At 60.9% G+C, this 24,929-nt stretch carries 15 protein-coding genes and 1 tRNA gene; 3 read left to right on the forward strand and 13 right to left on the reverse strand.

Annotation, left to right across the window (positions count from 1 at the left end; genetic code table 11):
* Positions 1-59 precede the first annotated feature (59 nt).
* From I2H19_RS04475 to I2H19_RS04485, 3 genes are read right to left on the reverse strand one after another with little or no spacing between them, the layout of a single operon-like run.
* A complete protein-coding gene (locus I2H19_RS04475; RefSeq protein ID WP_195621560.1) occupies positions 60-1,265 on the reverse strand; it encodes an ABC transporter permease in 1,206 nt (401 codons plus the stop codon).
* Entirely contained in the window at positions 1,252-2,439 is a 1,188-nt protein-coding gene (locus I2H19_RS04480; protein ID WP_195621561.1) for an ABC transporter permease, read from the reverse strand. The genes I2H19_RS04475 and I2H19_RS04480 overlap by 14 nt, the downstream gene beginning before the upstream one ends.
* A gap of 9 nt (positions 2,440-2,448) precedes the next feature.
* A complete protein-coding gene (locus I2H19_RS04485; protein ID WP_195621564.1) occupies positions 2,449-3,387 on the reverse strand; it encodes an ABC transporter ATP-binding protein in 939 nt (312 codons plus the stop codon).
* 199 nt (positions 3,388-3,586) lie between these two features.
* On the opposite strand from I2H19_RS04485, the gene I2H19_RS04490 reads away from it, so the two are divergent.
* Both I2H19_RS04490 and I2H19_RS04495 read left to right on the forward strand, forming a co-directional pair.
* The gene (locus I2H19_RS04490) at positions 3,587-4,732 is read left to right on the forward strand and encodes a sensor histidine kinase (protein WP_195621566.1); all 1,146 of its coding nucleotides are present in this window, start codon (positions 3,587-3,589) and stop codon (positions 4,730-4,732) included.
* Positions 4,729-5,358 (forward strand): response regulator, encoded by a 630-nt coding sequence (locus tag I2H19_RS04495; protein ID WP_195621569.1) that lies wholly within the window; start codon positions 4,729-4,731, stop codon positions 5,356-5,358. The genes I2H19_RS04490 and I2H19_RS04495 overlap by 4 nt, the downstream gene beginning before the upstream one ends.
* Positions 5,359-5,579: 221 nt before the next feature.
* On the opposite strand, the gene I2H19_RS04500 is transcribed toward I2H19_RS04495, so the two are convergent.
* The 10 genes from I2H19_RS04500 to I2H19_RS04545 form a co-directional block, all read right to left on the reverse strand.
* Entirely contained in the window at positions 5,580-11,918 is a 6,339-nt protein-coding gene (locus I2H19_RS04500; RefSeq protein WP_195621571.1) for a Spy0128 family protein, read from the reverse strand.
* A gap of 707 nt (positions 11,919-12,625) precedes the next feature.
* The gene (locus tag I2H19_RS04505; protein WP_195621573.1) at positions 12,626-12,967 is read right to left on the reverse strand and encodes a 4Fe-4S dicluster domain-containing protein; all 342 of its coding nucleotides are present in this window, start codon (positions 12,965-12,967) and stop codon (positions 12,626-12,628) included.
* A 7-nt stretch (positions 12,968-12,974) separates the two neighbouring features.
* Positions 12,975-14,063 (reverse strand): hydrogenase large subunit, encoded by a 1,089-nt coding sequence (locus tag I2H19_RS04510; protein ID WP_195621575.1) that lies wholly within the window; start codon positions 14,061-14,063, stop codon positions 12,975-12,977.
* 5 nt (positions 14,064-14,068) lie between these two features.
* Positions 14,069-14,785 carry an NADH-quinone oxidoreductase subunit C gene (locus I2H19_RS04515; protein WP_195621577.1) on the reverse strand — a complete coding sequence of 239 codons (717 nt, stop codon included), beginning with the start codon at positions 14,783-14,785 and terminating at the stop codon, positions 14,069-14,071.
* Positions 14,785-15,375 carry an NADH-quinone oxidoreductase subunit B family protein gene (locus I2H19_RS04520; protein ID WP_195621579.1) on the reverse strand — a complete coding sequence of 197 codons (591 nt, stop codon included), beginning with the start codon at positions 15,373-15,375 and terminating at the stop codon, positions 14,785-14,787. The genes I2H19_RS04515 and I2H19_RS04520 overlap by 1 nt, the downstream gene beginning before the upstream one ends.
* Before the next feature lie 12 nt (positions 15,376-15,387).
* A complete protein-coding gene (locus tag I2H19_RS04525) occupies positions 15,388-18,270 on the reverse strand; it encodes a proton-conducting transporter transmembrane domain-containing protein (RefSeq protein ID WP_195621581.1) in 2,883 nt (960 codons plus the stop codon).
* A 181-nt stretch (positions 18,271-18,451) separates the two neighbouring features.
* Positions 18,452-18,847: a helix-turn-helix domain-containing protein gene (locus I2H19_RS04530; protein WP_089573462.1), complete on the reverse strand. Its 396-nt coding sequence runs from the start codon at positions 18,845-18,847 to the stop codon at positions 18,452-18,454.
* Between the two features lie 449 nt (positions 18,848-19,296).
* On the reverse strand, positions 19,297-21,327 hold the full coding sequence (gene bilR, locus I2H19_RS04535) for a bilirubin reductase, long form (RefSeq protein ID WP_195621583.1): 2,031 nt from the start codon (positions 21,325-21,327) through the stop codon (positions 19,297-19,299).
* A 403-nt stretch (positions 21,328-21,730) separates the two neighbouring features.
* A complete protein-coding gene (locus tag I2H19_RS04540; protein WP_117817758.1) occupies positions 21,731-23,173 on the reverse strand; it encodes an RNA-binding domain-containing protein in 1,443 nt (480 codons plus the stop codon).
* A 481-nt stretch (positions 23,174-23,654) separates the two neighbouring features.
* A tRNA-Met gene (locus I2H19_RS04545) sits at positions 23,655-23,731 on the reverse strand.
* Between the two features lie 196 nt (positions 23,732-23,927).
* Between I2H19_RS04545 and I2H19_RS04550 the strand changes: the two genes are divergently transcribed.
* Complete coding sequence (locus I2H19_RS04550; protein ID WP_195621586.1) at positions 23,928-24,701, forward strand: type III pantothenate kinase; 774 nt, start codon at positions 23,928-23,930, stop codon at positions 24,699-24,701.
* Positions 24,702-24,929: the final 228 nt, after the last annotated feature.

Here is a 24,929-nt window from a genome sequence, read left to right on the forward strand (position 1 = left end):
CGAGAGTGGGGATTTGTTTCAAGACTAGTCGTTGGGGACGTTCTTGAATGACCAGGTGGTTAGGCGCGGGATTTGGCGCGTGAGAGGGCCAGGCCTACGGCGGCAATGGCGGCGGCGAAGAGCACGGTGACGCCCAGGTCGCAGGCGATGTCGCCCAACACGGCAGACGTCAGGTCCGAAGCGAGCGCCTTGCCGATCGCGTCGTTCGCCCAATACGTCGGCACAAAGTGCGCCACCGTCTGCACGGCCGAGCCCATGAGCGACAGCGGCATCCAAGCGCCGCCCAAAAACGTCATGAGCATGCCGAGCAGGTTGCCCACACCGTTGAGCAGCTCCTCACGCGCAGCCAGGCTCGAAAGGGCAAAGCCAACGGCCAGAGGCGTGCACGCCAAGGCAAACGTCGCCGCCAGCGCCAGGCACACACGACCCACGCCGACCTCGGCAACCGCGCCGGCAAAGCCCACGACGCCCATCATGCTCGACACAAACCAGATGCAGACGGTGAGCACTGCGGCAGCCGCGAACACGGCAAGCGAGCGCTGGCGCTCGGAGACCGGGCCGGCCTCCATGCGGCGCTCGCGCTCGGGCTCGTTCATGCCCGAGAACACCAGTCCCACCGACACGATGACCGACGAGATGATCGCGTACGCGCCAAAGTTGAAGTACGACTCGAGCGTGGCGGCGGCAGTCGAGTCGACCTTGACCTGCTCGATCTCGACCTCGGCACGCTCGGCGGCCGCGTGTTCGGCAGCCTTGGCGACGTCACCGTTGGAGGCAGCAGGCTCAAGTGCGGCCGCAGCGCCCGCGAGCGAGATCCAGCGCGAGGCCTCGGCAGACGAAAGCGCCGCCGCCATGGTGCCGGCACCGTAGGTCACATCGAGCTTGGGTAGGGACTCCCCCGCACGGGCGGCTGCAACGAGGTCGCCCTCAAACCCCTCCGGGATAAAGAACACGCAGTCGGCGCTGCCCTTGGCGCTGTTGCTCTTGGAGAGCGCGTCCGCAAGATCGTATGTATCGTCGCCGATGCCCGTGACCAGCTCAAAACGCGAACCCAGGTGCTTGGTAAGCGCACGCGAAAGGTCGCTATTGTCGCGGTCGACCACGATCACGTTGGTGTCGTAGGGCTTGTACTCGGTAAGCTGCGACGAGTTCCAGCTCACCGAGGCCGCGATGAATACGCCCATGAGCGAGATGAACACCGTATAGATGAGCAGGTAGAACGGGTGCGCCAGCGCCATGCGAAGCGCGGTCTTAAAGGTGCTCATAGCGGCTCCTTCCAAAGATCAGCGTGGCGGCGGCAACGAACAGCAGCGCCATCAGGACGAGCGCGCCGGCGCGAACAGCGAAGGGCCCCGGGTCTTCAAAGAAATACAGGCGATTGAACATGTCGCAGATGAGCTTGACGGGGTTGAACCAGCACTCGGCCGGGCAGGCGCGGGCGACGTCGTCGGCAAGCGCCATCGCCGGCTCGCCGTAGAGGCCGGCGAACAGGGCGCACGTGGTGGCAAAGCCCGTAAGGATGCCCGACTTGGACGCCTTGCCGCCCTTAACGGGAAGCGTGCCCACAAAGAGCCCCAGGCCCGTGGCGGCAAGCGCGGAAGCGGCGGCGCCCACCAGACACAGCCCCTCGCGCCCGCCAAAGTCGACGCCCACGACCAGGCACACGTAGCCGATTGCGATCGCCATCGAGGCGAAGGAGACCAGCCACGAGCCCACAAAGATACCGGCCAGCGATGTCGTCTTGGAAAGACCGCCCACGCAGCGACGCGCGCCAAGGCCCGACAGATTGGGCTGCAAATCGACGACGCTCAAGGCGGCAAACTCGGCAGACATCATCGCGACCAGGCCAAAAAGCGCGTAATAGTAGATGACCGTGCCATCGGGTGTGGTGCGTGTCAGGCTTACGCGGCGGGTACTGCCCTCGAGCGACAGGGCGCGCGCAACCGCCTCCGGGTCGGCGAGCGCCGCCGGGTTGTCCTGGGCAATCTGGGACATGAGCTCGGCATTTTGTGTATACGAGCTTGCCACCGTCTCAAGGATGCTGCGGTCGGTGAGCACCGACGAGGCGCGCGAGCTGTCATAACTCGAAAGCAGTGTGAGCTTGGGCGTGCCCGCGACATCGACCGTGTAAATGCCCGCGACCTCGCCGGACTTGAGCGCACGGCTCGCGGCGTCCACATCCTCGCACTCGTGAATCTCGAGCAGTTGATCGTCGCCCTCCTTGGCAAGCGAGGTCGCCACGTCCTTAAAGGACGAAGCGTCCCAGGCTTCGTCAGCGACAACGGCTACCGGCACCGGGTCGATCTTACCGTCGGAGCTGAGGTTCGCAAACATAAACATGAACATCGTTGAAAGCGCAATGGGAAAAATCGCGCCCCAGACCCACGTGCTCGGCCGGCGCAGCAGCGTCTTGACCGTAGTGATGATGGTGTTGAACATGACTACCCCCTAGTCGCGCAGCTCGCGGCCGGTGATCTCGAGGAACACGTCGTTGAGGGTCGGCGGCTCGGAATAAATGCGGCCAAGCGCCACGTCATGCGAGCGCAGCGCATCGAGGATGTCCGTCAGGTTATGCGGGCTCGCCTCGCACGAAAACGTGAGCTGGCCCGCCGTCGCCGACAGGTCCAGGACATGTGGCAGGCTCGCGACGGCACCGAGCGCCGCGCTCGGCACCTCACCGACCTCGATCACGATCTTCTCGCCCATCTGAATCATGCGTTTGAGCTCGTCATTGGTGCCCTGCGCCAGCACACGTCCGCCGTCCATGATCATGATGCGGCTGCAAATCTGCTCGACTTCCTCCATGTAATGGCTGGTATACACCACCGTGGCGCCCTCGTCGCGCAGGCGGCAGATGCCCTCCAGGATGGCGTTGCGGCTCTGCGGGTCGACCGCCACCGTAGGCTCGTCAAAGAAGATGAGCTCGGGCTTGTGCGCGATGCCGCAGGCAATGTTGAGGCGACGCGCCAGGCCGCCCGAGAGCTTGCCGGGGCGAAACTTGGTAAAGTCGCCCAGCCCGACAAAGTCGATGGCCTCTTCGACCAGCGCGCGACGGCGCTTGCGGTCGTTAACGTAGAGGCTGCAGAAATAGTCGATGTTCTCGCGCACCGTAAGCTCGTCAAACACCGCCACCTGCTGCGGCACCACGCCGATGCGGCGCTTGAGGTCGTAGCGGGCGGGCGTCATGGGCTCGCCGAACAGCTCGATGGTGCCTTTGTCGTAGGCAAGCAGCTGCAGAATACAGTTGATGGACGTGGTCTTGCCCGAGCCGTTGGGACCGAGCAGGCCAAAGATCTCGCCGGGGGCGATGCTCAGGTTAAAGTGGTCGAGCGCGATAAGGTCGTCGTAGCGCTTGACGAGGTTTTCGACGTGGACGATGTCTGTCATGAGGCGGCCCTTCCGTTGATTGCGGCCCGGTACGATTGCATCATCGCAGGAGCCGCCGGCGCGCACCAGTGAGCTTTGTCACGAGTGCGGGGCCTTGGTCGTGCGGCCCGCCGACGCCCCCGCTTTGCCGCGCGGGAGGAATGTCACGGTTGCGCAGGCGGCCCCCTCCACCACGCGCAGCTTCGCGTACAATACCCGTATGAACAGGCTTTTCGACAAATCGATCGTGCTGGCGTGCTGTATTGCGGCCGCCATGGGTCTTGCTGTGGACGCTCGCCTGGTCGCGGCGTTTTGTCTTGGCGTTATTGCCACCTCGCTGGCCGAGCTCGCGCAGGGGGAACGCGCCCGGCGCGCAAGCGAGGCCACGAGCTGCGCTTACATCATCGCGGCTGTCTTCGTGCCGCCGTTTATACCGTTTGCGCCTCTCGCCTTCTATGACATTGCGCGGCGCGTGCGCCGTGAGCACGCCTGGGTCGCGCTGGGCATTGGCTCCGCTTTTGCCCTTGCGCTCGTCGCGGACCTTCGCACCGACGCGCTCACCGCCCGAACGCTTCTGCTGACCGCCATCCTTTCGGTTGCCGCCACCTTGCTATCGCTACGCACCGCCCAGCTGGAGCGCAAGCAGGAGCGCATGCGTCGCACCCGTGACGAGCTGCAGGAACGAGCCCTCGCGCTCGAGGCGCGCAACCGCGACCTTGCCGACCGCCAGGACTACGAGGTCGAGCTCGCGACGCTCGCCGAGCGCGCCCGCATCGCGCGCGAGATCCACGATAACGTGGGCCACCAGCTCACGCGCGCCTCGCTGCAAACCGAGGCCCTACGCGTGGTCCACGCCAACGAGCCCGGCGTCGCCGCCGACTTCGCTGACGTCAAGCGCGCCGTGGACGAAGCGCTTCAGCTCGTGCGCACCAGCGTCCATGCGCTCAACGACAACGCCGTCGACCTTTCCGTGCAGCTCGAACGCATTGTTGAAGGCGCGCGCTCGGACGGCGGCCCGCAGATTGAGCTTGAAGTTATGGCTGAACATGCGCCCGCAAATGTCGCCAACTGCTTTGCGGCGATCCTACGCGAAGCGCTCTCCAACACCATGCGCCACGCCCGTGCTCAGAACGTTACCGTGCGATGCATGGAGCATCCGTCGTTTTACCAGCTCATCGTTACCGACGACGGCGCCGGCGCGACCCCGGTGAACAGCCGCAACGCCGCAGAAGGCATGGGACTCGGCTCCATGCGCGAGCGCGTCGAGGCGCTTGGCGGAACCTCCACCGCCGGCCCACGCGCCGGTGCCCCCGGCTGGCGCGTGTTTGCCACCATCCCAAAACAGCAAGGAGATGACGCCCGATGAGGCTCATTATTGTCGACGACGACCGCTTGGTGGTCGATTCGCTCAAGATTATCCTGGGCGCCCAGCCGCAGATCGAAGTCGTGGGCACCGGCGCCGATGGCGACGACGCGGTCGCGCTCTACACCGAACACGCACCCGATATCGCGCTGCTCGACATCCAGATGCCGGGGCGTGACGGCCTTTCGGCGGCGCGCGAAATCCTCGAGCGCGACCCCGCAGCACGCGTGGTGTTCCTGACCACGTTTTCGGATGACGAGTACATTGTGTCGGCGCTTAAACTGGGCGCCCGCGGCTATCTGATCAAGACCGATGTCGCCGCCATTCCGCCAGCACTGGTGCAGGTCATGGACGGCAAGCGCGTGCTTGAGGGTAAGGCAATCGAGGATGTCAACTTTGATGGGGCGGGCGTCGAGGCCGGCACGACCCGCCGGCCCGCGGCCTTTGCCAGCCTGACCGACCGCGAGTTCGAAGTTGCAGAGCTCATCGCCCGCGGTCTCGACAACAAGGAGATCGCCGCCACCGCCTACATGGGCGAAGGCACCGTGCGCAACCACATCAGCTCAATCCTAGCCAAAATGGGGCTACGCAACCGCACCCAAATCGCCATCGCCTACCTGCGCGGATAACTCAAAGAATCGGCCACTCAGTTGCGGTGAAATACGGACTGCTGTGCCCCCTAGGGCCGCCAAACAGTCCGTATTTCACCGCAACTTATAGAGCAGTCGCACAAAAGTACCGCCACGGAGGAGGGAGATACCTCCGTGGCGGCCAGGGGTGGGGTGGGGGCTGTGTTTTGGCTCCCCGCTAGCCGCCCGGGGCCTTTTGGCCCCGGGCGCCGCCAGCGTGCCTAGCGCTTACGGATACCCCAGACCAGGGCTCCGACGCCGGCCATGGCGATGACAAATGCCATAAGTAGAGCGGCAGCCTGCTGGTCGCCTGTGGTGGGCAGGAAACCCTTGACCGTCTTGACGATGTTCGTCACGGTCTTAGGCGTGCCGGGATCGGGCGTCGGCACGGGCGTCTCGGGCTTCTTGTACGTGTTGTTGAACACGATACCCTCGACGCTCTTGTCGCCCTTGGTAAAGGCGACGTTCGCCTTGAGGTTGCCCTCGCCGTCATCGACCACGTTGACGGTCACGGTAAAGACGGACTTGTCGTAGGTCATACCGACCTCGTCGCCCTTGACCTCGCTGATGGTGTAGGCGTGCGTACCGGGCTCGTCGTACTCAAACTTGTCAAAGTTGATCTTGCCGTCGGCATCGTTGGTAACCGTAGACTCGATGTCCTCGCCAACGAGCTTAAAGCTAAACTCGTCCTTCTTGAGTTCGCGTCCCTCGAGCACCTTGATAGCGCCGATGGAAACCTGCGTAGGCATGGCGTGATACTTGTTGGTAAAGCCAGCCGACTCGGTGGTTCCCTCGAGCTTGTGCGTCGCGGTCAGCGTGCCGTCGCCGTTGTCGGAGACGGTGGTCACGACGGTGTAGGTCGTGCCGTCATAGGTGACGCCCTTGTACAGGCCGAGCGCGTTGGGGCAAGCCTCGCGCAGCGTGTACGTGTGCGTGCCGGGTGCCTCGTAGCGAATCGGGCTCAGCGTCACGGTGCCGTTAGCGTCGTTGGTGCCGTTAGCGACAACCACGTCGTCCTCGAGCAGCTCAAACGTGAACTCACCTGCTGCAAGGTCGCGTCCAGTCAGGCGCTTGACTGTCTTGACCTGATCGGTCACGGACGAATCGGTAGGTGCCACGCCGTAGGTGTTGGTAAACGTGAAGGCAGCACCGTCGTCGCCTTCGCGCTTGACGCTCAGATGCCCGGCACCGTCGTCAGACACGGTGTAGGAAACCTTGCGCGTGGCGTTGGTGTCATTGGTCACGCCAGGGGCACTACCGGACTCGGTCACCGCGTAAGTAAAGGTGTGCGAGCGCGGAGCGGTGGGGGCTGCGGGCTCGGGCTCGTCGCTGGGCTCGTCGGCGTTGGCATCGGTGTCGGCCTCTTCAGCCTCTGCCTCGTCGGCCTCTGCCTCGTCGGCCTCGGCTTCGTCAGCTTCGTCTGCCTCGGCCTTATCGGTCGCATCGTCCGTCACGCCCAGAGCGCGGTTGAGGTCCTCGAGCGTAAAGTGGATCTTGCCAAAGTCCACGTTGCCAGCCGCGTCGTTGGCTGTGGTCGTGCGCTCGGGCATCGGGGCACCAGCCTCGTCGGCGGTCACGGTAAAGGTGAACTTGCCCGTGATGTCAGCCGGGGTCAGGCGGGCGGCAGCTTGGAGCTTCTTAGTGCCGGTGAGCGCGGCATCGACGGCTTCGGCGCCGTAGACGTTCTCGAACAAGGGCTCGACGCCGCCGTAGTCGACCGTTGCCGTCAGGGTACCGTCACCGTTGTCGACGACGATAACCTTAAAGCCAAAGCTCCACGTTGTAGCGGAAACGCCATTCGGCAGCCCGAATAAATCTTCGTAGGCCGTGTAGTTAATGGTCCAGGCAAGCTTACCGTCCTTATCGGTACGAGAAGCAAGCCCAGCAGCCTCAAGATTAGCAAGCATCTTAGTGTCGTAGTGCAGCGTATCAAAGCTCACGTGCCCGCCGATATTGGGCTTGAGGTTTTCGTATGCCACAAGCTCACCCTGATAGGCGATGCCGAACCAGAACTCGCCGTCGGCCATCGGGCGGCCGGTCAGAGTCTTGGTGGCAACGACCTGAGCGGCGGTGCCGCCAGGCGTGTTGGTCGTAGCGCTGTAACTGTTGTGGAACGGCACCAGGGCCTTCTCGACCTTGTTCTCGCCACTCTTGTGGATCGTCTCATGCGTGCCCTCGGGACCGCCGGAAACGGTCGTCGTAGCAGTGAGCGTGCCGGCGGTGTCGTCGGCGATGGCGATCGTCACCGTACGCACGGCGTCGTCGTAGGTGTAACCGGGCTGGCCGTCGTTCTTCTCGGCCACGGTGTACGTAAAGGTCTTGCCGGCGTCAGCCTGCGTAAATATAACCTCATGACCAGCCAGAATGTCGATCAGTCCGACCGTTGCCTCTGCCGCTGCGGGGGACTTGAAGCTATTAGCCCCGGGCAGCAGACCGAGCGCGCGAGCCGAAGCGTCGTCAGCAGGTGTCACGGTAAAGGTGAACTGACCCTCGGTCATGGGGCGGCCATCCAGATACTTGCTGAGCCACAGACCGCCGGCAGCGGTGTAGTTAAGCTCAGTGCGGTACGTGTTGGTAAAGCGTCCGTTTTCCTTCTTGGTGACGTTGGCGGTCAGGCTGCCATCGCCGTTCTCGGTCACGGTCACTTCGGCGGTTGCGACATGCGCGTCATACGTCATGCCGACCGTGCTGCCCGCGTTCTCGCGAATCTCGTACTTATAGGTTCCGGCGGCAGCGTAGTGAATCTTGCCGAACTTGATGGCGGCAATGCCGTCCTTCGCGTCCTTCTTGCTCACGGTTACGGTTGCGGGATCGGGCAGTGGGGCGTCTTCGGGGGCGGTGATGGTAAAGCTGAACTCGTCCCCATCCGTCCAGTCGCGGCCGCTGATGACCTTGCTCAGGTCAAAGTCGAGGTCTGCATCGGTCGGGGTCACGCTGTAAGTGTTCTCGAAGGTCGCAGGCGTGGCGCTCTTCAGCTCGTGCGTAGCGCTGAGGGTACCGTCACCGTTGTCGGTAATGGTGGTCTCGATGGTGTACTTGGCGTCGCTGTACGTGATGCCCTTGCTGGTGGTTCCGCCGTTGACCTCGCGCAGCGTGTAGGTGTGCGTTCCAGGCTTGTCGTACTTCACAGCGCTCATCGTGATCTTGCCGTCGGCGGCGTTGGTGCCCTTGGCAACGACCTTGTCGCCCTCAACGAGCTCGAAGGAGAACTCGCCAGCCTTGAGGTCGCGACCGGTCAGGACCTTGTTCGCGATGATCTGGTCAGTGACGCGAGACTCGACAGGCGTCACGTTATAGGTGTTGGTGAACGTAAATGCCGCATCGCCGTCCGGGTTACGGGATACGCTCAGCTTACCCTTGCCGTTATCGGTCACGGTGAAGGAAACCTTGCGCGACAGCTTGGCGTCGTTGGTCACGCCAGCGACCTCGCCGGACTCGGTCACGGTGTAGGTAAAGGTGTGCTCGCGCTTCTTGGACTTCTCACCCAGGGCCTTGTTAAGGTCGTCGAGCGTAAAGGTGATCTTGCCAAAGTCGACCTTGCCGTCGGCGTCGTTGTGCACGCTCGTGCTCGCAGGCATAGGCGCGCCCTCTTCGCCGGTCACGGTAAAGGTAAACTTGCCGGTGATGTCGGCGTGGGTCAGACCATCGGGAACCTGCAGACTCTTCTTGCCCGCAAGCGATGCCTCGGCAGCATTCGTGGTGTAGACGTTCTTGAACTCGATGCTCTTGACGTCCTTGGCGTCCTTGGCATCCTTCAGCTCGTGCGTAGCAACAAGCTGGCCCTTGCCGTTGTCGGCAATGGTCGTCACGATGGTGTAGGTCGTGTCATCGCAAGTGATGCCGTTGCCGGCGTCGCCCGGGACCTCGCGCAGCCTGTAGGTGTGCTGGCCGATCTCGGTGTACTTGATGGGGCTGAACGTCACCTTGCCGTCAGCAGCGTTCTTGACGGTCTCGACAGGCTTAACTTCCTTATCCACGATCTCGGCCAGCTCAAAGCTAAACTCGCCGGCCGCAAGGTCGCGCCCGGTCAGGGACTTGGCCACGGCGATCTCGTCGGTAACGCTGGACTCAACAGGCTTCGCAGTGTAAATGTTCTTGAACTCGGTCTCGCCTGCTTCGCTCCAGGCCACCTGCACGTCAGCGCTCAGCTCGCCCTTCTTGTTGGGCGTCACCGTCACGGTGATCTCCGCGACGTTCTTGCTGTAGGCAATGCCGTCAACCGTGGTCCCGGCGTTCTTTTCGCTGACCTTGTAGACATACGTGCCGGGCTCTTTGTATTCGATCGTGCCGAAGTCAATGACCGCCTTGCCCTTGTCGTCCAGATCGTCCTTGGTCACAGACGCAGTCACGGGCGCCGTCGCGGACTCGGGCATCGGGGCGCCGTCCATGGGCGTCAGCCCAAACTCAAACGTGTCCTCAGCCTTCCAGTTGCGGCCCTCGAGCACCTTGGTCAGGCCAAAGCCGGCCTCGGTATCCTTGGTATCCACCGTTACCGGCGTCATGTCGTACTTATAGCTAATCTTGCCGTTGTTGCCCAGGTAGGAGTTGACATGCGTCGCGGTCGCCTTGGCAGACGTGTTGTTCCACTTGGGGTTGAGCACGTCGGTCGCGGTGCGAGTCTTGTTGTTCTCCTTGATGGTGTGGAGCTCCTCGATAAAGGCCAGGCGTGCGGTTCCCACAGTAAACACCCAGTTACCGTTCTCATCGGGAACAATCGCGCCGTCGAACTTCGCGGCGTCGCCGCCGATAAATTCGATGACGTCGGTGGCGGGCTTGGCCTCGTCGTTCTCGCCCTGCTCCTCAAACTCGTCCTTGTAGTAATAGGTAACCTCGCCAGCCAGCGCGGGCCCCTTTGCAGGCTGCGTGCAAGCCTTATCCGTGTAAATGGGCGTCTGCTTCTGGAAATAGTAATAGCGGTTGGTGTCGGCAGGTTCAAAGGTCGCAACCGTATCGCCCAGCGCGCCGGCAGCCCACTTGTTCGCGTAGAAATTCACGGTCTTGGCGCCGTCAACGACGGTCGTATTATGCTCGATGTAGTCCTTGAGCCCCGTGACCTTCTCGGGCGTAAACAGGTTGTCGAGCGCAACCTTCTTCACGCTCGAGGCATACTTCACCTGGATGGGCTTAACGCTGTCGACCGAAAGCTTGCCGTCTACGGTCTTAAAGTGACTCAGCGGAATCAACGACGCGGGAATGCTGACCGTTACGATATCGCCCTTCTGGGGATTGTCATCACCGGCACGCTGCACGGTGATGAGCAGATCTTTTGCCCTGCCATCGAACTCATACGTATCGGTATTGGTTTCTTTGTTGAACGTCTTGCTCACCTTGGTAAACGGCGCGCCGTTGATGACGACCTCGGTGAAGCTGTCGACCTGCATAAAGTCGCCCAGCTCATCGGTAAACGTGATGTAACCGGACTTGGTCGCGTCGTAGCCCTTATCAATTTCGGTCGGATAAGGCGGCTCCGACGTAATGGCCTTTGAGATGTCGTCGAAGACCTTCTTGAGCTCATCGGCATTGGTCGCCGACTTGTAATAATCGGAGTTTTCCGCGCGCGTACCGAGCTTATCGCTCGTATACGACGTGGCGCCGGGATAGTTACTCGACACGGCGTGCATGAACTTGTTTACGTCGCTCGTTCCCTTTTTCAAGGGATCGGCAGCGGGATCCGCTCCACTAAAGATACCGATGGTATAAACGGTGGCCTTGCTGTCCTTCATATCCTTGGCAAACGTCACGGCAGCGTTGGCGACTTCCGAATCGAAGTTACTTTGCTTTGTTGGCGTACCGTCAGTAAAGAACACAATAATCTTCTTGGCGTCTTCGCGGCCAGAAGTGATGCCCTTAGCCAGCTCCAGACCATTATCGGCGCGTGTGGCACCGGCAGGATCAATTTTTTTGATTGTATCCTTAAGAGCCTTCACGTTGCCGCCGGAGCAGTCGGTCAGGTCTTTCATAACCTGTGTGTAATTGTAGGAGTACCCTCCATCATTATACTTACTGTTGCCGATATTGCTGGACTTCTTGCCCGCAAACTTAACAACGGCAACCTTATGCTGCCTATTGACGCCCTCGATGCTCTCATTTTGTTTTGCGATAGTATCGATAAAGCTATTCGCTGCGTTCTTCAGCGCTTCGATACGCTTAGGTGAATCTCCGCCGCCCATATGATCATCCATCGAGCCAGAGGCGTCCAGCACCATCACGATGTCAAGCGGCGTGGTAACCGTCACGGTTGAATTGGATGTCGAAGACATAGCCGAAAGCGTGGTCACAAAATCTGACACTTCGTTTTCTCCGGTTGCCTCAACCGTTTTGTCGGTCCAGATTCGACCGACGTTTTGAGTCGTCACCTTATTGCCGCTGTGGCCGGCCGCCCAGATTTCCCAGCGTCCGGTGGTGTCGGGGTCGACGACCGTCGGCCCGCTCACTGTCGGCCCGTCCATTCCCGCACTGGACCTGGCGTTGGCCTCGGGCAGCATGGCAAATGCTGCAGCCGGCAACACCAGCACTACGGCCAGTATCACCGCCAAGAGACCCCTCGTGTACTTACCCATCGCGTCTCCCTTCTCGCAGGATTAGACCTTGCATCAGCCTAAAGTTACGGAATGAGACACAGTTAGGGCAGGTGACACACGTTCCAGATTCGGTTTTTAGGCGTGAGACAAATGTCTCACCAAAGCTGAGACACAGCGTTTTCGCAGGAAAACGGGTGCGACTCAAAGCCGACGGGCCAAAATGATCCGTTTTCCTCCGTCCCCGGGGGATCAATTGATGGTGCTCGCCACGAAACTGGCCCATCTACTACGTTTGACCCGATACCCCTGACCATACCCACGTTTTACGAAAAACCGCAGGCGTTCTACCTGCGGTTTTGTTTTTGCGTTTTTCGCTGTGGTTGAGGGTAGCCGCCCAAACGTAGTAGATGGGCCCATTTCGTGGCGGACAGGTCACGCGACGGTTCGCGCAAGGGCGAAATGATCCGTTTTCCTCCGTCCCCGGGGGACCAGAAGCTGTTACCAATACGGTGCCATTTCAAAACTATGCCGGTTTACTACGATAAACACGAAGTCCCCGACCACACTCGCTTTTTTCGTAAAATCGCAAGCCGTCTACCTGCGGTTTTATTTTTACTAAATGCGGTGTGGTGGGAGATTGGCGATTCATCGTAGTAAACCGGCATAGTTTTGTTCGCGACGGCACAACCGCGCGTTTAAGCGCGGGGCAGGTGGGGCATTTTTGCCCCACCGGCCCCGTCTTCGCGCTACTCCGGCTTGGTTTCTACCGTGGGAGTCTTGTCCGCCGCGACTGGGGTGCGGGCGGTGTCCATAGTCAGGCAGTGTTTGGGGCAGCTCTCGATGCACTCGCCGCACACCACGCAGGCGTACGGATCGATCGACCAGGTACCGCCCTTGCGATCGACCGAGAGTGCGCCCGCCGGGCAACGGCGCGCGCACATGCCGCAGCAGATGCACACGTCCATGTCGTTGACGATATGTCCGCGCAGACGCTCGGGTGCCGCGAGCTTCTCCTGCGGATAGCACACCGTTACCGGCTGCTTGACCATAGAACCCAAGGCCGTCTTGGCAAATGTCAGTAAACTCATGCCGCGCCTACCTTTCCGTGCAGCTAATACAGGGGTCGATGGTCAGGATAATCATGGGCACGTTGGCAAGGAGCACGCCCTGCAGCGCATGTGTCAGACCCGCCAGGTTCTGCGACGTCGGCGTGCGCACGCGGAAGCGATCCAGGTTCTTGGTGCCGTTGCCGCGCACATAGTAATACGCCTCGCCACGCGGCTGCTCAATCACAACCTCGCCACGCGCGCCGTCGGCCGGCGTGAGCTTGGTGCGCCCGCCGATGCCGTCGTGCGGGATCTTGCCCACAAGCTCCTCGATGATGTCCATGGCCTGCGTGACCTCGGCACAGCGCACCTGGCAGCGGGCATAGCAATCGCCATCGGTAGCAACGATGGGCTCAAACGCAGCCAGATCCGCATAGGCGCCGTCGCCGAACATGCGCACGTCGTAATCCACGCCCGAGGCGCGACCGAACGGGCCAACCATCGACAGATTCAGCGCATCCTTCTCGCTAATCACGCCCACGCCATGCAGGCGCTCGCCGCAGCTGGCATCGTCCAAAAACGTATGCACCAGAGCCTCGTAGTCGGGGCGCATGGCGTCAAGCGTCTCGACAATGCCCGCCAGCTCGGAGTCCTCGATATCGTGCTTAAGGCCGCCGATCTCATTAATCGACAGAATCACGCGGCCGCCGCAAGTGCTCTCAAAGATCTTGAGAATCTGCTCGCGCAGAGTCCACGAACGATAGAACAGTGCCTCGAAGCCAAAGGCATCGGCGAGCAGGCCCAGCCACAGCAGATGCGAGTGGATGCGCGAAAGCTCGTGCAGAATGGTGCGGATATACTGCACGCGGCCGGGCACCTCGATGTCGAGCATGCGCTCGCAGGCGCTGGCATAGCCATAGCTGTGACCCACGGCGCAAATGCCACAGATGCGCTCAGCGATGTAGCCAAACTGGTGCATATCGCGCTTTTCGGTGAGCTTCTCGAGTCCGCGGTGAACAAAGCCGATCTGCGGAATTGCCTCGATGACGCGGTCGTCCTCGATCACCAGGTCCAGATGAAGCGGCTCGGGCAGCACCGGGTGCTGCGGGCCAAACGGAATAACGGAGCGATGTGCCATGGACCTTACGCCTCCTTTTTCTGCTTGTCGCGGGCGGCCTTAGCGGCAAGCGCCGCGCGGACCTTGGCCGCTTTCTCGGGATCCATGGCAGCGAGCTTTGCCTCCATCTCGGCAGCCTTGAGCGCGGCCTTCGCAGCGGCCTCATCGTGCTGAGCATCGGAGCCGGCAGCCGCAGCGGGCTGAGCAGCGGCGCCCGCGGCGTCGCCGGCGCTCGCAGCACCCTCCCCTGCAGTAGCCGCAGCCGCGGCGGCCTTTTCGGCCGCGGCTTTGCGCGCCTTGGCCTCGGCGGCGGCACGGACCTTCATGGCCTTCTCGCGTGCGGCCTTCACCTCGGGCGTGATAACGCTCATGGGTTCGGCAGTCGAGACCTGGTAGAAAAAGCCCTTAAAGTCGATCTGCATGTCGGTGATGGCAAGCCCAAACAGGTCGTGCGCTTCGTTCTCAAACGGAAATACCGCCGGATAGTACGAGCTGATGGACGGAATCTCCTGATACTGATCAATTCCCTCAACCACCAGGTTCCCGATCGCATAGCTGCCGTCCTGCGCAATATTCTCCTGAGCAGCGCGGACGTTGATAAACGTATAGACCAGGCGATACGATCCGTCGTCCACACAGCGCTCGGCATGCATCTGCACAAAGCGCGCGCCGACGCCCTTGAGCGCCTGGACATGCGACAGAAGCTCGTCGATCCCAACGGTGGCATAGATAGCCTTTTGCATTACTCGGCCTCCTTTGCAGCGACGGGCGCTGCGGGTTTCTCGGCAGGCGCGTCACCGGCACCGTCAGCCCCGGCCCCAGCTGCAGCCACGAACCCGTCCTCGCCCAACTCGACGCCGCCATCCCAGGTAGCAGCGCCGCCCACGGTAAGCGGGTCACCGCCGGCGCGCATCACGGCCTCCTTCTGATCAAGGATGCCGCACGCCTCCACGATGGCATCGATCACGGTCTCGGGACGAATGGCGCACCCGGGCGCATACACGTCCACGGGAATCGCGCGGTCCACGCCGCCGATCACGTTATAGGCATCGCGGAATACGCCGCCCGAACACGCGCAAATGCCGCACGCCACCACGCACTTGGGCTCGAGCATCTGGCTGTAGATCTGGCGCACGACGGGCAGGTTCTGGGCATTGACCGACCCCGTCACCAAAAAGATATCCGCATGCTTGGGGTTGCCGGTGTTGACCACGCCAAAGCGCTCCGCATCGAACAGCGGCGTGAGCGAGGCCAGCACCTCGATATCGCATCCGTTGCAGCTCGAGCCGTCGTAATGAATGACCCACGGCGAGCGCGACATTTTATGATCCATGGATGCCGCCTCCTAAATAAACACGTCGACGAGAATGGGCATAAGGTTGAGCAGGCCAAACACCAGCGCCACGCCCCATCCGAGCCTAAAGCAGCTGCGCCAGGTGCTACGGGCGAAGGTGTTGTCGATCAGCACCTCGACAAAGTACGTCGCAGCCATCACGACCAGGGCGACCACCCAGCTCACCGGGTTGTCCCAAACAAAGAACATGCCCACCCACATCAAAAACAGCACGGTCTCGCACCAGTGCATAAGGGTCATCTTGACCAGCGTGCCGCCGCTCATCTCGGTGGCGACGCCCTGGACAATCTCCTGATGCGCGTGATGCGAGTACGAAAGGTCAAACGGCGACTTGCGCAGCTTGATGGTAAGCACCGCGAGCAACGCGAGGAAAATGGGCGCGCTGTACACGATGATGGGGGCCGACTGCCCCGTCACGGCGATGGAATCGAAGCTGTCGGTGGCAAGGTACAGGCCCACGCTCATCAACAGAACGGCGGGCTCGTAACTCATAACCTGCAGCAGCTCGCGATCGGCGCCAACCTGGGCAAACGGGCTTTGCGTCGAGGCGGACGCCAACACCACAAAGATCGCGGCGAGCGTCACCATAAAAGCGCACAGCAGCGTGTTGGAGCCCGACACAAAGATGCCGCCGCCCACGACGGTAAAGATGAGCGCGCACGCCATATAGGTGTCGTCCATGGTGTTTACGCTGGCGGGGGCCTTGCGCAGCAGCTTGGCAACGTCGTAGAAGGGCTGCAGCAGGCGCGGGCCCACGCGGCCCTGCATGCGGGCCGAAAGCTTACGGTCAAGACCGTCGATCAAGCCGCCCACAAGCGGCGCCACCAAGGCAAACGCCACGGTGCCAATAAAAATGCCCACGACGCCCGAGCCTTCGAAATACTTGCCGCGCAGCACCGAGGGCGTGCTCATGGCAAGTCTCTCGGGCCCAATCCACGCGCAACACAGCAGCGCGAACAGGATAATGCTGCAGCACACGACGCTACCCGCGGGGCTGATACGCTTCTCGCCAAGGGCGTCCACCGAGTACCAATTGCGCTTTTCGGCCTTCACCTCGCGTCCCATCGAGCCGCGGAAATGGCGGTAATTGTCGGTTCCCACACCCGAAAGATATACGTTTACGTGCGGTTTGTTGCTCACGCGGAATGAAGTCAGCAGCACCACGGCGATAAACGCCACGATAACCACCATCAGATACATGGAGTCCTTGCCAATAACGTACGGCACGCGGCCAAACACCATGGCCAAGTAAGGCGACACCAGGCCGCTCGAGATGAGCGGGAACGCCACGCAGCAAAGAATCAGCAGCGCGGCGATGGTGTTGAGGGCCATCCATTCGGTCTTATGGACATTGACCTCAACGTTTTGAGCCGTGGGGTCGACGCCCGAAAGCTTGGCAAGCCACTTGCCCCAGAAGAAGAACGTCGCGGCCGAGCCAAAGGCAAGCACCATGATCATGAGCACGTTGCCGGTCTGCGCGAACGCCACCAGGGCGCCCCACTTGGACACGAGCATGCCAAACGGTGCCACGAACATGCCCATGATGCCCAGCATCATCAGACGCGTCAGGTGCGGCATGCGGCTGAACATACCGTCCATGTCCTCGATATTGCGGCTGCCGATATGATGCTCGGCCGTGCCCACGCACAGGAACAGCAGCGACTTTGCCACCGTGTGGAACAGGATCAGAAAGATGGCCGCCCATACGGCCTCGGGCGCGCCGACACCCAGGCAGGCACTGATGAGGCCCAAGTTGGAAATGGTGGAGTACGCGAGCACGCGTTTGGCGTTGCTCTGCGAGATGGCCATGAGGGCAGCAAGCAAAAACGTGATGGCGCCCACACTCGTGACCATAAAGCCGGTTACGGGATAGATAGCATAGAGCGGGCTCAGCTTGACCATTAGGAACACGCCGGCTTTGACCATGGTTGACGAGTGCAGCAGGGCGCTCGTGGGAGTGGGGGCAACCATGGCACCCAACAGCCAAGTGTGGAACGGCATCTGTGCGGCCTTGGTGAGTGCGGCGAGCGACAACAGGATGACCGGCATCACCAGCAGTGCGGATTGCGCGGTGCCGGCGCCGGAAAGCTCGATCATGCCCGAGATGGTCAGCGGCATGCCGTTAACGTGCAGAAACATAAGGCCCGCCAAAAACGCGATGCCGCCCAGCATGTTGAGGATGATCTGGGTAAAGGCGTTCTTGATGGCCTCGGGCGTGCGCGTGTAGCCAATCATAAGGAACGAGCACACGGTGGTGATTTCCCAGCCGCAGAACAGCCACTCAAGGTTATCGCTCGTCACGATGACGAACATGGCCGAGAGGAACAGGAACATAAGTGCCAGGAACTGCGGGCGACGGTCGGGCGCGGTCTGCCCGCGCAGCGCGGCCTCGTGCTCGTCATGAGCCTGGAAGTCCTTCATGTAGCCCAGGGCATACACGCAGATTAGGCTGCCGACGATACCGACGGCGAGGACCATGATCACACTCATGTAGTCCAGGTAGAGCGGCGTCGCCGTGACGGCTTCGGCCGCGGGCAACGTCATGGCTGCAAAGGCGAGCGAGCCCACCAGCTGGACTATGCCGAGCACCGTGGTGAGCGCGTTCCTATATTTGTACGCGTTGTACAGGATGACGGCGCACAGGATGACGTCGATAACGGAGCTGACGATCGAGAGCACATGCGAGGTGCCGGGGGCAACCTCAAAGCTCTGCGGACCCGTGCCAAAAAACATGACGGCGACTACAACTGTCACCGCCATAATAATGCCGGAGCCTATGAGCCCCACCGCATCGCGAGCGCGGTCACCGCGCGCGAGCAGCATGCCCAGCGCCGGTACCAGCGGAAACAGGGTAAGGAAATACAGTAGCGTCATACCATCACTCCCCCATGCAAAAACGCTGCAATTGTTTAACGTTATAGCTCAATTGATGAGTAGCGGCAGCGGGTTTTCGGTCAACTGGGGAGTTTTAGGCGTACGGGGCAAGGAGTCTGTCCGCATTGGAGTAGAGGGGCGGCAAGAAAAATGCGCCCCTGTGGGCGCACCATCCCGTTCGCTATTCCGCCTTTTTAACGCGCGGCTTGCGACCCCGCGGCTTATCGACCAGTGCGGACTCACCGCTCTCGCGATACTGGCGACACCAAGCCTTGACCGAAGACTCGCTGGGAATCTTGTGCTTAATCATGGCCTCGCGAACCGTTAAGCCGTTTTCCAAGCGGTCCTTGACCACGGCGAGCTTAACTTCGTACGAATAGGTGTGATGATGCGAACCGGCATTGAGAACGGCGTCGGCACCGCCCACGGCATACGCGCGGGCCCACTGACGAGCCGTGGCTTGGGGAATGCCAAGCTCCGCGGCGAGAGCGCGATGACCGACCCCCTCTTGGAGGATCTCGACGGCGCGCTGCCTAACCTCGGGCGCATGCGTGCGAGTCCTAGTTGCTTCCGACATACCTGCCACTTCTTAGCCTTAGCCGTTAATCTGCTTTCTTACGTGCAAGTTAGATAGTAGCATTTTACTGTTTGCTCAAAGCAGTTAATTAAAATAGACGCGGCGTTATCTGGGCATTTGGCACCAAATTACGACATTTCTTTATCGATTATTTACGCTGGTAGCTGACTCGCAGCTAATCGTCATTCGCTTGTCAACAAAATTGGCATCTCTTTATGTCCTTTGGTATAGAGGATATAGTTATTAACCCCTCCCCCAATATTTTTGAGTGATCTGCAAGGCAGTAGACGTCCTCACTCCTCATGATTACCGCGCATTGCCATCCACCGGAGCAAAACAAAAAGGGCGGGACCTGCTGCGATTGCAGGCCCCGCACCGGTTGACACCCGACGGGACACAGCCGGGCGAGACGGATCCGTGCTACCGCCCCGCCTGGCCGCGATGTTCAACTACAGCTCGTTGGCCGCGTGATACGCCGTGCGAATGGCGCTCGCGATGTCGGCGGTGCGCTCGCCCGAGCAGTCGCCCACGCAGGTCACGGGCACCGTCACGCCATCCAGGTCAAACGCGTTGGCCTTGGAGCCCACGGCCATCACCACGTAATCGCAGACGATCTTCACCGGCTCCTCGGCGCCGTCCTCGGTGGTGCGAACAGCCTCCACGCCCTCGTCGGTAATGGCGGTCAGGCGGGTCTTCACGTGCTGCTCCACGTTATGCTCGGCAAAGTCGCTCATGATCAGCGGCAGAATGGTCTCGGACTCGCCCGCGGCAATCTTGTCGAGCATCTCCACGATCGTCACCTCGCAGCCGTGCTGCAGCAGATACTCGGCAGTCTCGGTGCCCACCAGGCCGCCGCCGATGACGGCGACGCGCCCGCTGAGCTCCACCTTGCCAGCCAGCACGTCCCAGCTCGAGACGACCTTCTCCGAATCGGCACCCGGAACGGGGATGACCACGTCGTGCGCGCCCACGGCCACAATCGCGGCGTCGGCGGCGTTGAGGTCCTCAGCGGTAGCGACATGGTTGAGCTCAACCTTCACGCCCAGACCAGGCAGAATCTTCTCGTAGTACTCGACCGAGCGCATGATCTCGTCCTTGCGCGGAGGCGCGGCCGCCAGCACAATCTGGCCGCCCAGATGATCGCTCGCCTCGTAGACGGTTACGTCGTAGCCGCGCTTGGCCGCCACGCGCGCGGCCTCCAAGCCGGCGATGCCGCCGCCCACCACGGCGATCTTCTTGTCGCCCTCGCCCGGCTTAATGGCGATGGTCGCCTCGTCGCCGTTCTCGGCATTGAGCACGCACGAGATGTACTTGCGGTTTTGAATCGCGTCGACACAGCCCTTGTTGCAGTTGAGGCACTCGCGGATGGGCTCGCCGGTCGCGGCCTTCAGCGCAATGTCGGGGTCGCACATGAGCGAACGGCCATAGGCGACAATGTCTGCCGAGCCGTCTTCCAGAATCTTCTCGCCGGCCTCGACCGAGACCACGCGACCGACGGTTGCCACCGGCACGGAGACCAGTGCCTTGACGCGCTCGGCCACGGGCAGCGTCCAGTTGTAGGGCATGGCGCCCATGGGCGGAATGGTGTCGCCCATGTTGCCGGTGTGGTTTGCCTGCGCAACCTGGATCATGTCGATGCCGGCGCCTTCGAGCAGCTTGGCGAACTCGCAGGCCTCGTCGGGCTGCAGACCGCCCTTGCCGCGCGGCGTGCCGTCGGGATTCTCCATGATCACGGGGAGCTTGTACTCCACCATCAGCTGCGGCGCGGCCTCCTTAATGGCGGCGACGACCTCCAACGCATAGCGGACGCGGTTTTCAAACGAGCCGCCGTACTCGTCGGTGCGCTTGTTGAGGATCGCGGAGCACAGCGAACCCACCAGGCGGTCGCCGTGAACCTCGATGGCGTCGATGCCGGCCTGCTGCGCGCGGGCGGCCGAGGCGGCGATGGCTTCCTTGATCTGGGTAAGCTGTTCAACACTGGCCTCGTTCACAAAGTGCTGCATGTCGTGGTGCAGCTTGGCATAAGCCTGCTTGCGGATCTCGTTGGACTCGGCCATCTTGGCGGCAAAGGTCTCCTCGTCGCCGGCGGCCTTGGCCTCCTGCGCGGCCTTGGCGGCTGTCATGGAACCCATGACCATGCGGCCGACGCCGGGCACGTCGTACTCGGGGTGGAACAGCTGCAGCGCGACCTTGGCGCCGTGCTTGTGGACGGCGTCGGCCAGCGCTTTAAACGTGGGGATCTGGGCGTCGGTCGCCAGCTTGGGCGTGGGGCTTGCGGTCATGACGGGAGCGACGTCGCCGATGACGATGTAGCTCACGCCGCCGCGGGCCAAGCGCTCGTAAAAAGCCAGGCTGCGCTCGCCGATGGAACCGTCACGCTCCTCGTAGCCGGTGGTCAGCGGCGGAAACATAATGCGGTTCTTGAGCTCAAGGGGGTCAACCGTAATGGGCTGGAGCAGCTTGGATGCAGGTGCGGTCATGGATATTCCTCTCTTGTAGGCGCGGCGGCGATGATGCCGCGTAGTTGTCTAGAGGATATGGCATGGAGGCACAGCGGCACAACGGAAATCGGCGAATATCAGGTGGCGGCAGGCGGATGGGGCAAGGCGGTCCGTCGGTTTGTCTCGATCTGTAACAGTTAGGCCCACTTTTGGCCTCCACCTGTTACAGATCAAGACATTCCCCTCGGCCCATCCTCAACAATCTCAATCCGTAACATCTAGGCCCGCTTTTGACCCCTACCCGTTACAGATTGAGATTTTGTTTGAGATTTGCCGAGGGACTATATCCACGCGTCATCGAAGCCACTGCGACAGAGGTGCGACATTACTGCGACAGAGGTGCGACATTACTGCGACAGAGGTGCGAAATAGATCGACCACCTTACCTTATCGTGTAGAACTGTTTTGGGTCGTTATGGGATGAGCCGTGCCATTCGAGCAGCCCGTCTTCCTCAATTAACTTACCAAGCACCCGGCTTGCTGTACGGCGATTTCTCCCGATGTGCGCTGCAAGCTCCCTTGCTGTCACCCTTCCGTTCGCAAAGGCCAACCTGACGGCGGCGAGCTCATACTCCCCCAATGAGGCGATCACCTCCGGTGATACCTTGTCCTCGAGAGCCTCGCTTCTCCTTACGGTTCTGGCAACGATATTGTTCTCAAGCGTTAGCTGAACCCTTGCCCCATCAGGTTCCGTGTAGACCGGATCATTGAGCAGAGAGTTTTGCATCTCGGTATAAATGCGCTTGACGCCCTCGTTTAGCTCCCGAACCCAACCGAATTCAACCAGCGTGCGCGCGATGCGTGGGTTGCGCGAGTAACGAGTGGTCCTCATGTTGTCGAGCGTCACGATATTGGGAAGCGCGCCTGGACTGATGATTTCCAAACGGTCGTCGAACATCGAGACCCGGATGTAGTCGCCGCGGAACGAGTAGTCGCGATGTGTCACCGCGTTGACCAAGCCCTCGAACCAGGCGAACTCAGGATACTCAGGCACGGTCTGGAATTTCCCGTCGGGCCCCAGGAACTGAAATTCGCGGAGCATGCTCGAGATGAGTTCGTAGGCGTCTTGGATCACCTTAGGCAGCGGCCCACAGAAGCTTCGTTCTTTCGTGATGTTGAGACGCTCGCCCGTCTCCATTTTGACGCCGTCGTAGCGCAGGACACGGACTCGCGCCTGTGGCATCATCGCGGACGGATCCAGCGCGAATAGCAGGGCTCCAGCAACGGTCAGCTTTCCGTCACGCATAAAACGACGACTTCTAAGGACCTGCTCGTCGGAAACTTCGGTTCCAAGAATCCCTTTGTAGCGATCAAGCACTTCATGGTCCACGTCATCTAGGGAGGAATCCTCAACAAGCTCGTCCTCGAAGATTCTCTGCCCCTTATCGTACTCGAGGGCAAATACCTGTTCGCGGCTGAGCCTCACGCTCTTGTCGTCCTGCCGCAAGAAAACCTCGCCGTCGCTCACGCGAGCAACAGAGTGGTTGGTCGAGGCATCGATGTCCAAAACGAGAACGAAGTCCTCCTCGCCCGAAGAATTGACCACGGGGATTCGGTCTTTGCGGACAATAGGGGTTGGCGTGCAAGTCGTGAGCGCAGCGCGCTCGAATTTCTCAATGTCGCGCGCGCCGTTACGCTTGAAGCCCGTTACCTCACCATTATCCTCGATACCGATAACGAGCTTGCCTCCCGCCGAGTTGGCGAATGCACTAATATGCTTCGCAATCTCCTTGTCATCCTTGCGGGCGCTCTTTCGATCGAAGTACTGATTCTCCCTGAGAGTGGAAAATAGAATCACATCGTTTGTCGCGATGGGTTGCTGCATTGCCGCCTCCTTACATGGCTCCATAAAGAAGTGTAAGTCAAAGGCATCGTATAGACGGCCCCTACATAGCGGCCCCTTTATTGTTTTTAAGACGTCACTGTTCCTAGTTAAGGATCGTTAAGGGTCGTCGCAGATCCTTCCAATTGGAGTCTATCAATCGACAAGTCAATCCATCCGGCCCGTGATTATCGATAGCCCGTCCGCCTCACATAATAAAAAGAGTCAAGATTCACTCATAAAGGCGAGCAACAACAAAATCTCAATCTGTAACAGCTACTCGGCAAAATCCGTCCCTCGTGTTACAGATTTAGACAAACGGGGGCCGGCTGCCGGAAAATCTCGATCTGTAACACCTAGCCGCCCAAATCGGGTCTAGATGTTACAGATCGAGATTTTGTTTGAGAGGCCGAGAATTGGACCGAAAACACGGTCCCGGAATAACAAAAAAGCTCGCCGGGTAGGCCGACGAGCTGCAAGTTCTTGGTCGCGGGGGCAGGATTTGAACCTACGACCTCCGGGTTATGAGCCCGGCGAGCTACCAGACTGCTCCACCCCGCAATGTCTGGGCGCCTCATGTGCGCAAGAAAGAATATTACGTGGGAGTTCGGTAAACGGCAAGGAAAATCTCGTAGAGCATAATTCCTTCATATTTAAACCCCTCAGCCCCTATCACCGTAAACGAATCGCAGCCGAGCGCCGTCGACGGCACGTATACAATGGTGCGCGTCCTTTTACGCCGACACCTGGAGTAGACATGCTGCTCGCTATCGATATGGGAAACACGCAGACGGCCATGGGTCTGTTTGACGGAGACGAGCTGGTGCAGTCGTGGCGCATGCCCACCGACCGTTCCTATACCGCCGACGAGATTCACGTGCGCCTGATGGGCTTCTTTAAGATGTACGACCTCTCGCTCGACGCAGTCGATGCAATCGCCTTTGCCGGCGTAGTGCCGCAGCTCTCGCGCGAGTGGCACGCCGTAGCCGACCGCATCGCAGCGGACGCCATCGTCATCGGCCCGCAGACGGCAGCCGTGACCAAGCTCCGCGCGGCACGCCCCCAGGCCGTGGGCGCCGACCGCGTTGCCAACGCCGTCGCCGCCGAGACCTTCTACGGCGCGCCGGCGATCGTGGTGGACTTTGGCACCGCGACCAACATCGACGTCATCGACGAGGACGGCTACTACATTGGCGGAGCGATCGCGCCGGGCATCCGCATCTCCATGGACGCACTCGCCGCCCGCGCCGCAAAGCTCGCCAGCGTTCCTCTCGAGGCACCCGAGCGCGCCATCGGCCGCGATACCGAGGAGTGCATCAAGGTGGGCGCCGTGATGGGCGCCGCTGCCATGGCCGAGGGCCTGGTCGCGCGCATGAAGCGCGAACTGGGTCGCGAGGACGCCACCGTCATCGCCACGGGCGGCCTTGCCGGCATCGTCGCCGATTCGACCGACGCCTTCGACGTGGTAGACGGCCAGCTCACCATCAAAGGTATCTGCGAAATCTACCGCCGCATGCAGGAGCAGGGATAGAGCAGGGGCTTAAGTCGAGCACGCCCGATGTCACAGCCCCGCAAACGTTCGCCAAGCCTATTCCTCAAAACTGAAAATTTTTCAATTTTGAGGAATAGAGACTCCTCGAATACGCCCAGCGCAGCGATATCGTGCATGTTTCCTATTCCTCAAAAACGAAAATTTTTCAGTTTTGAGGAATAGGGTGCTGACAACCCATTCCCCAGACAACAAGACCCTCCCCGGCAC

This window comes from Collinsella aerofaciens, assembly GCF_015560135.1.
GTDB classification, from domain to species: Bacteria; Actinomycetota; Coriobacteriia; order Coriobacteriales; family Coriobacteriaceae; genus Collinsella; species Collinsella aerofaciens_AN.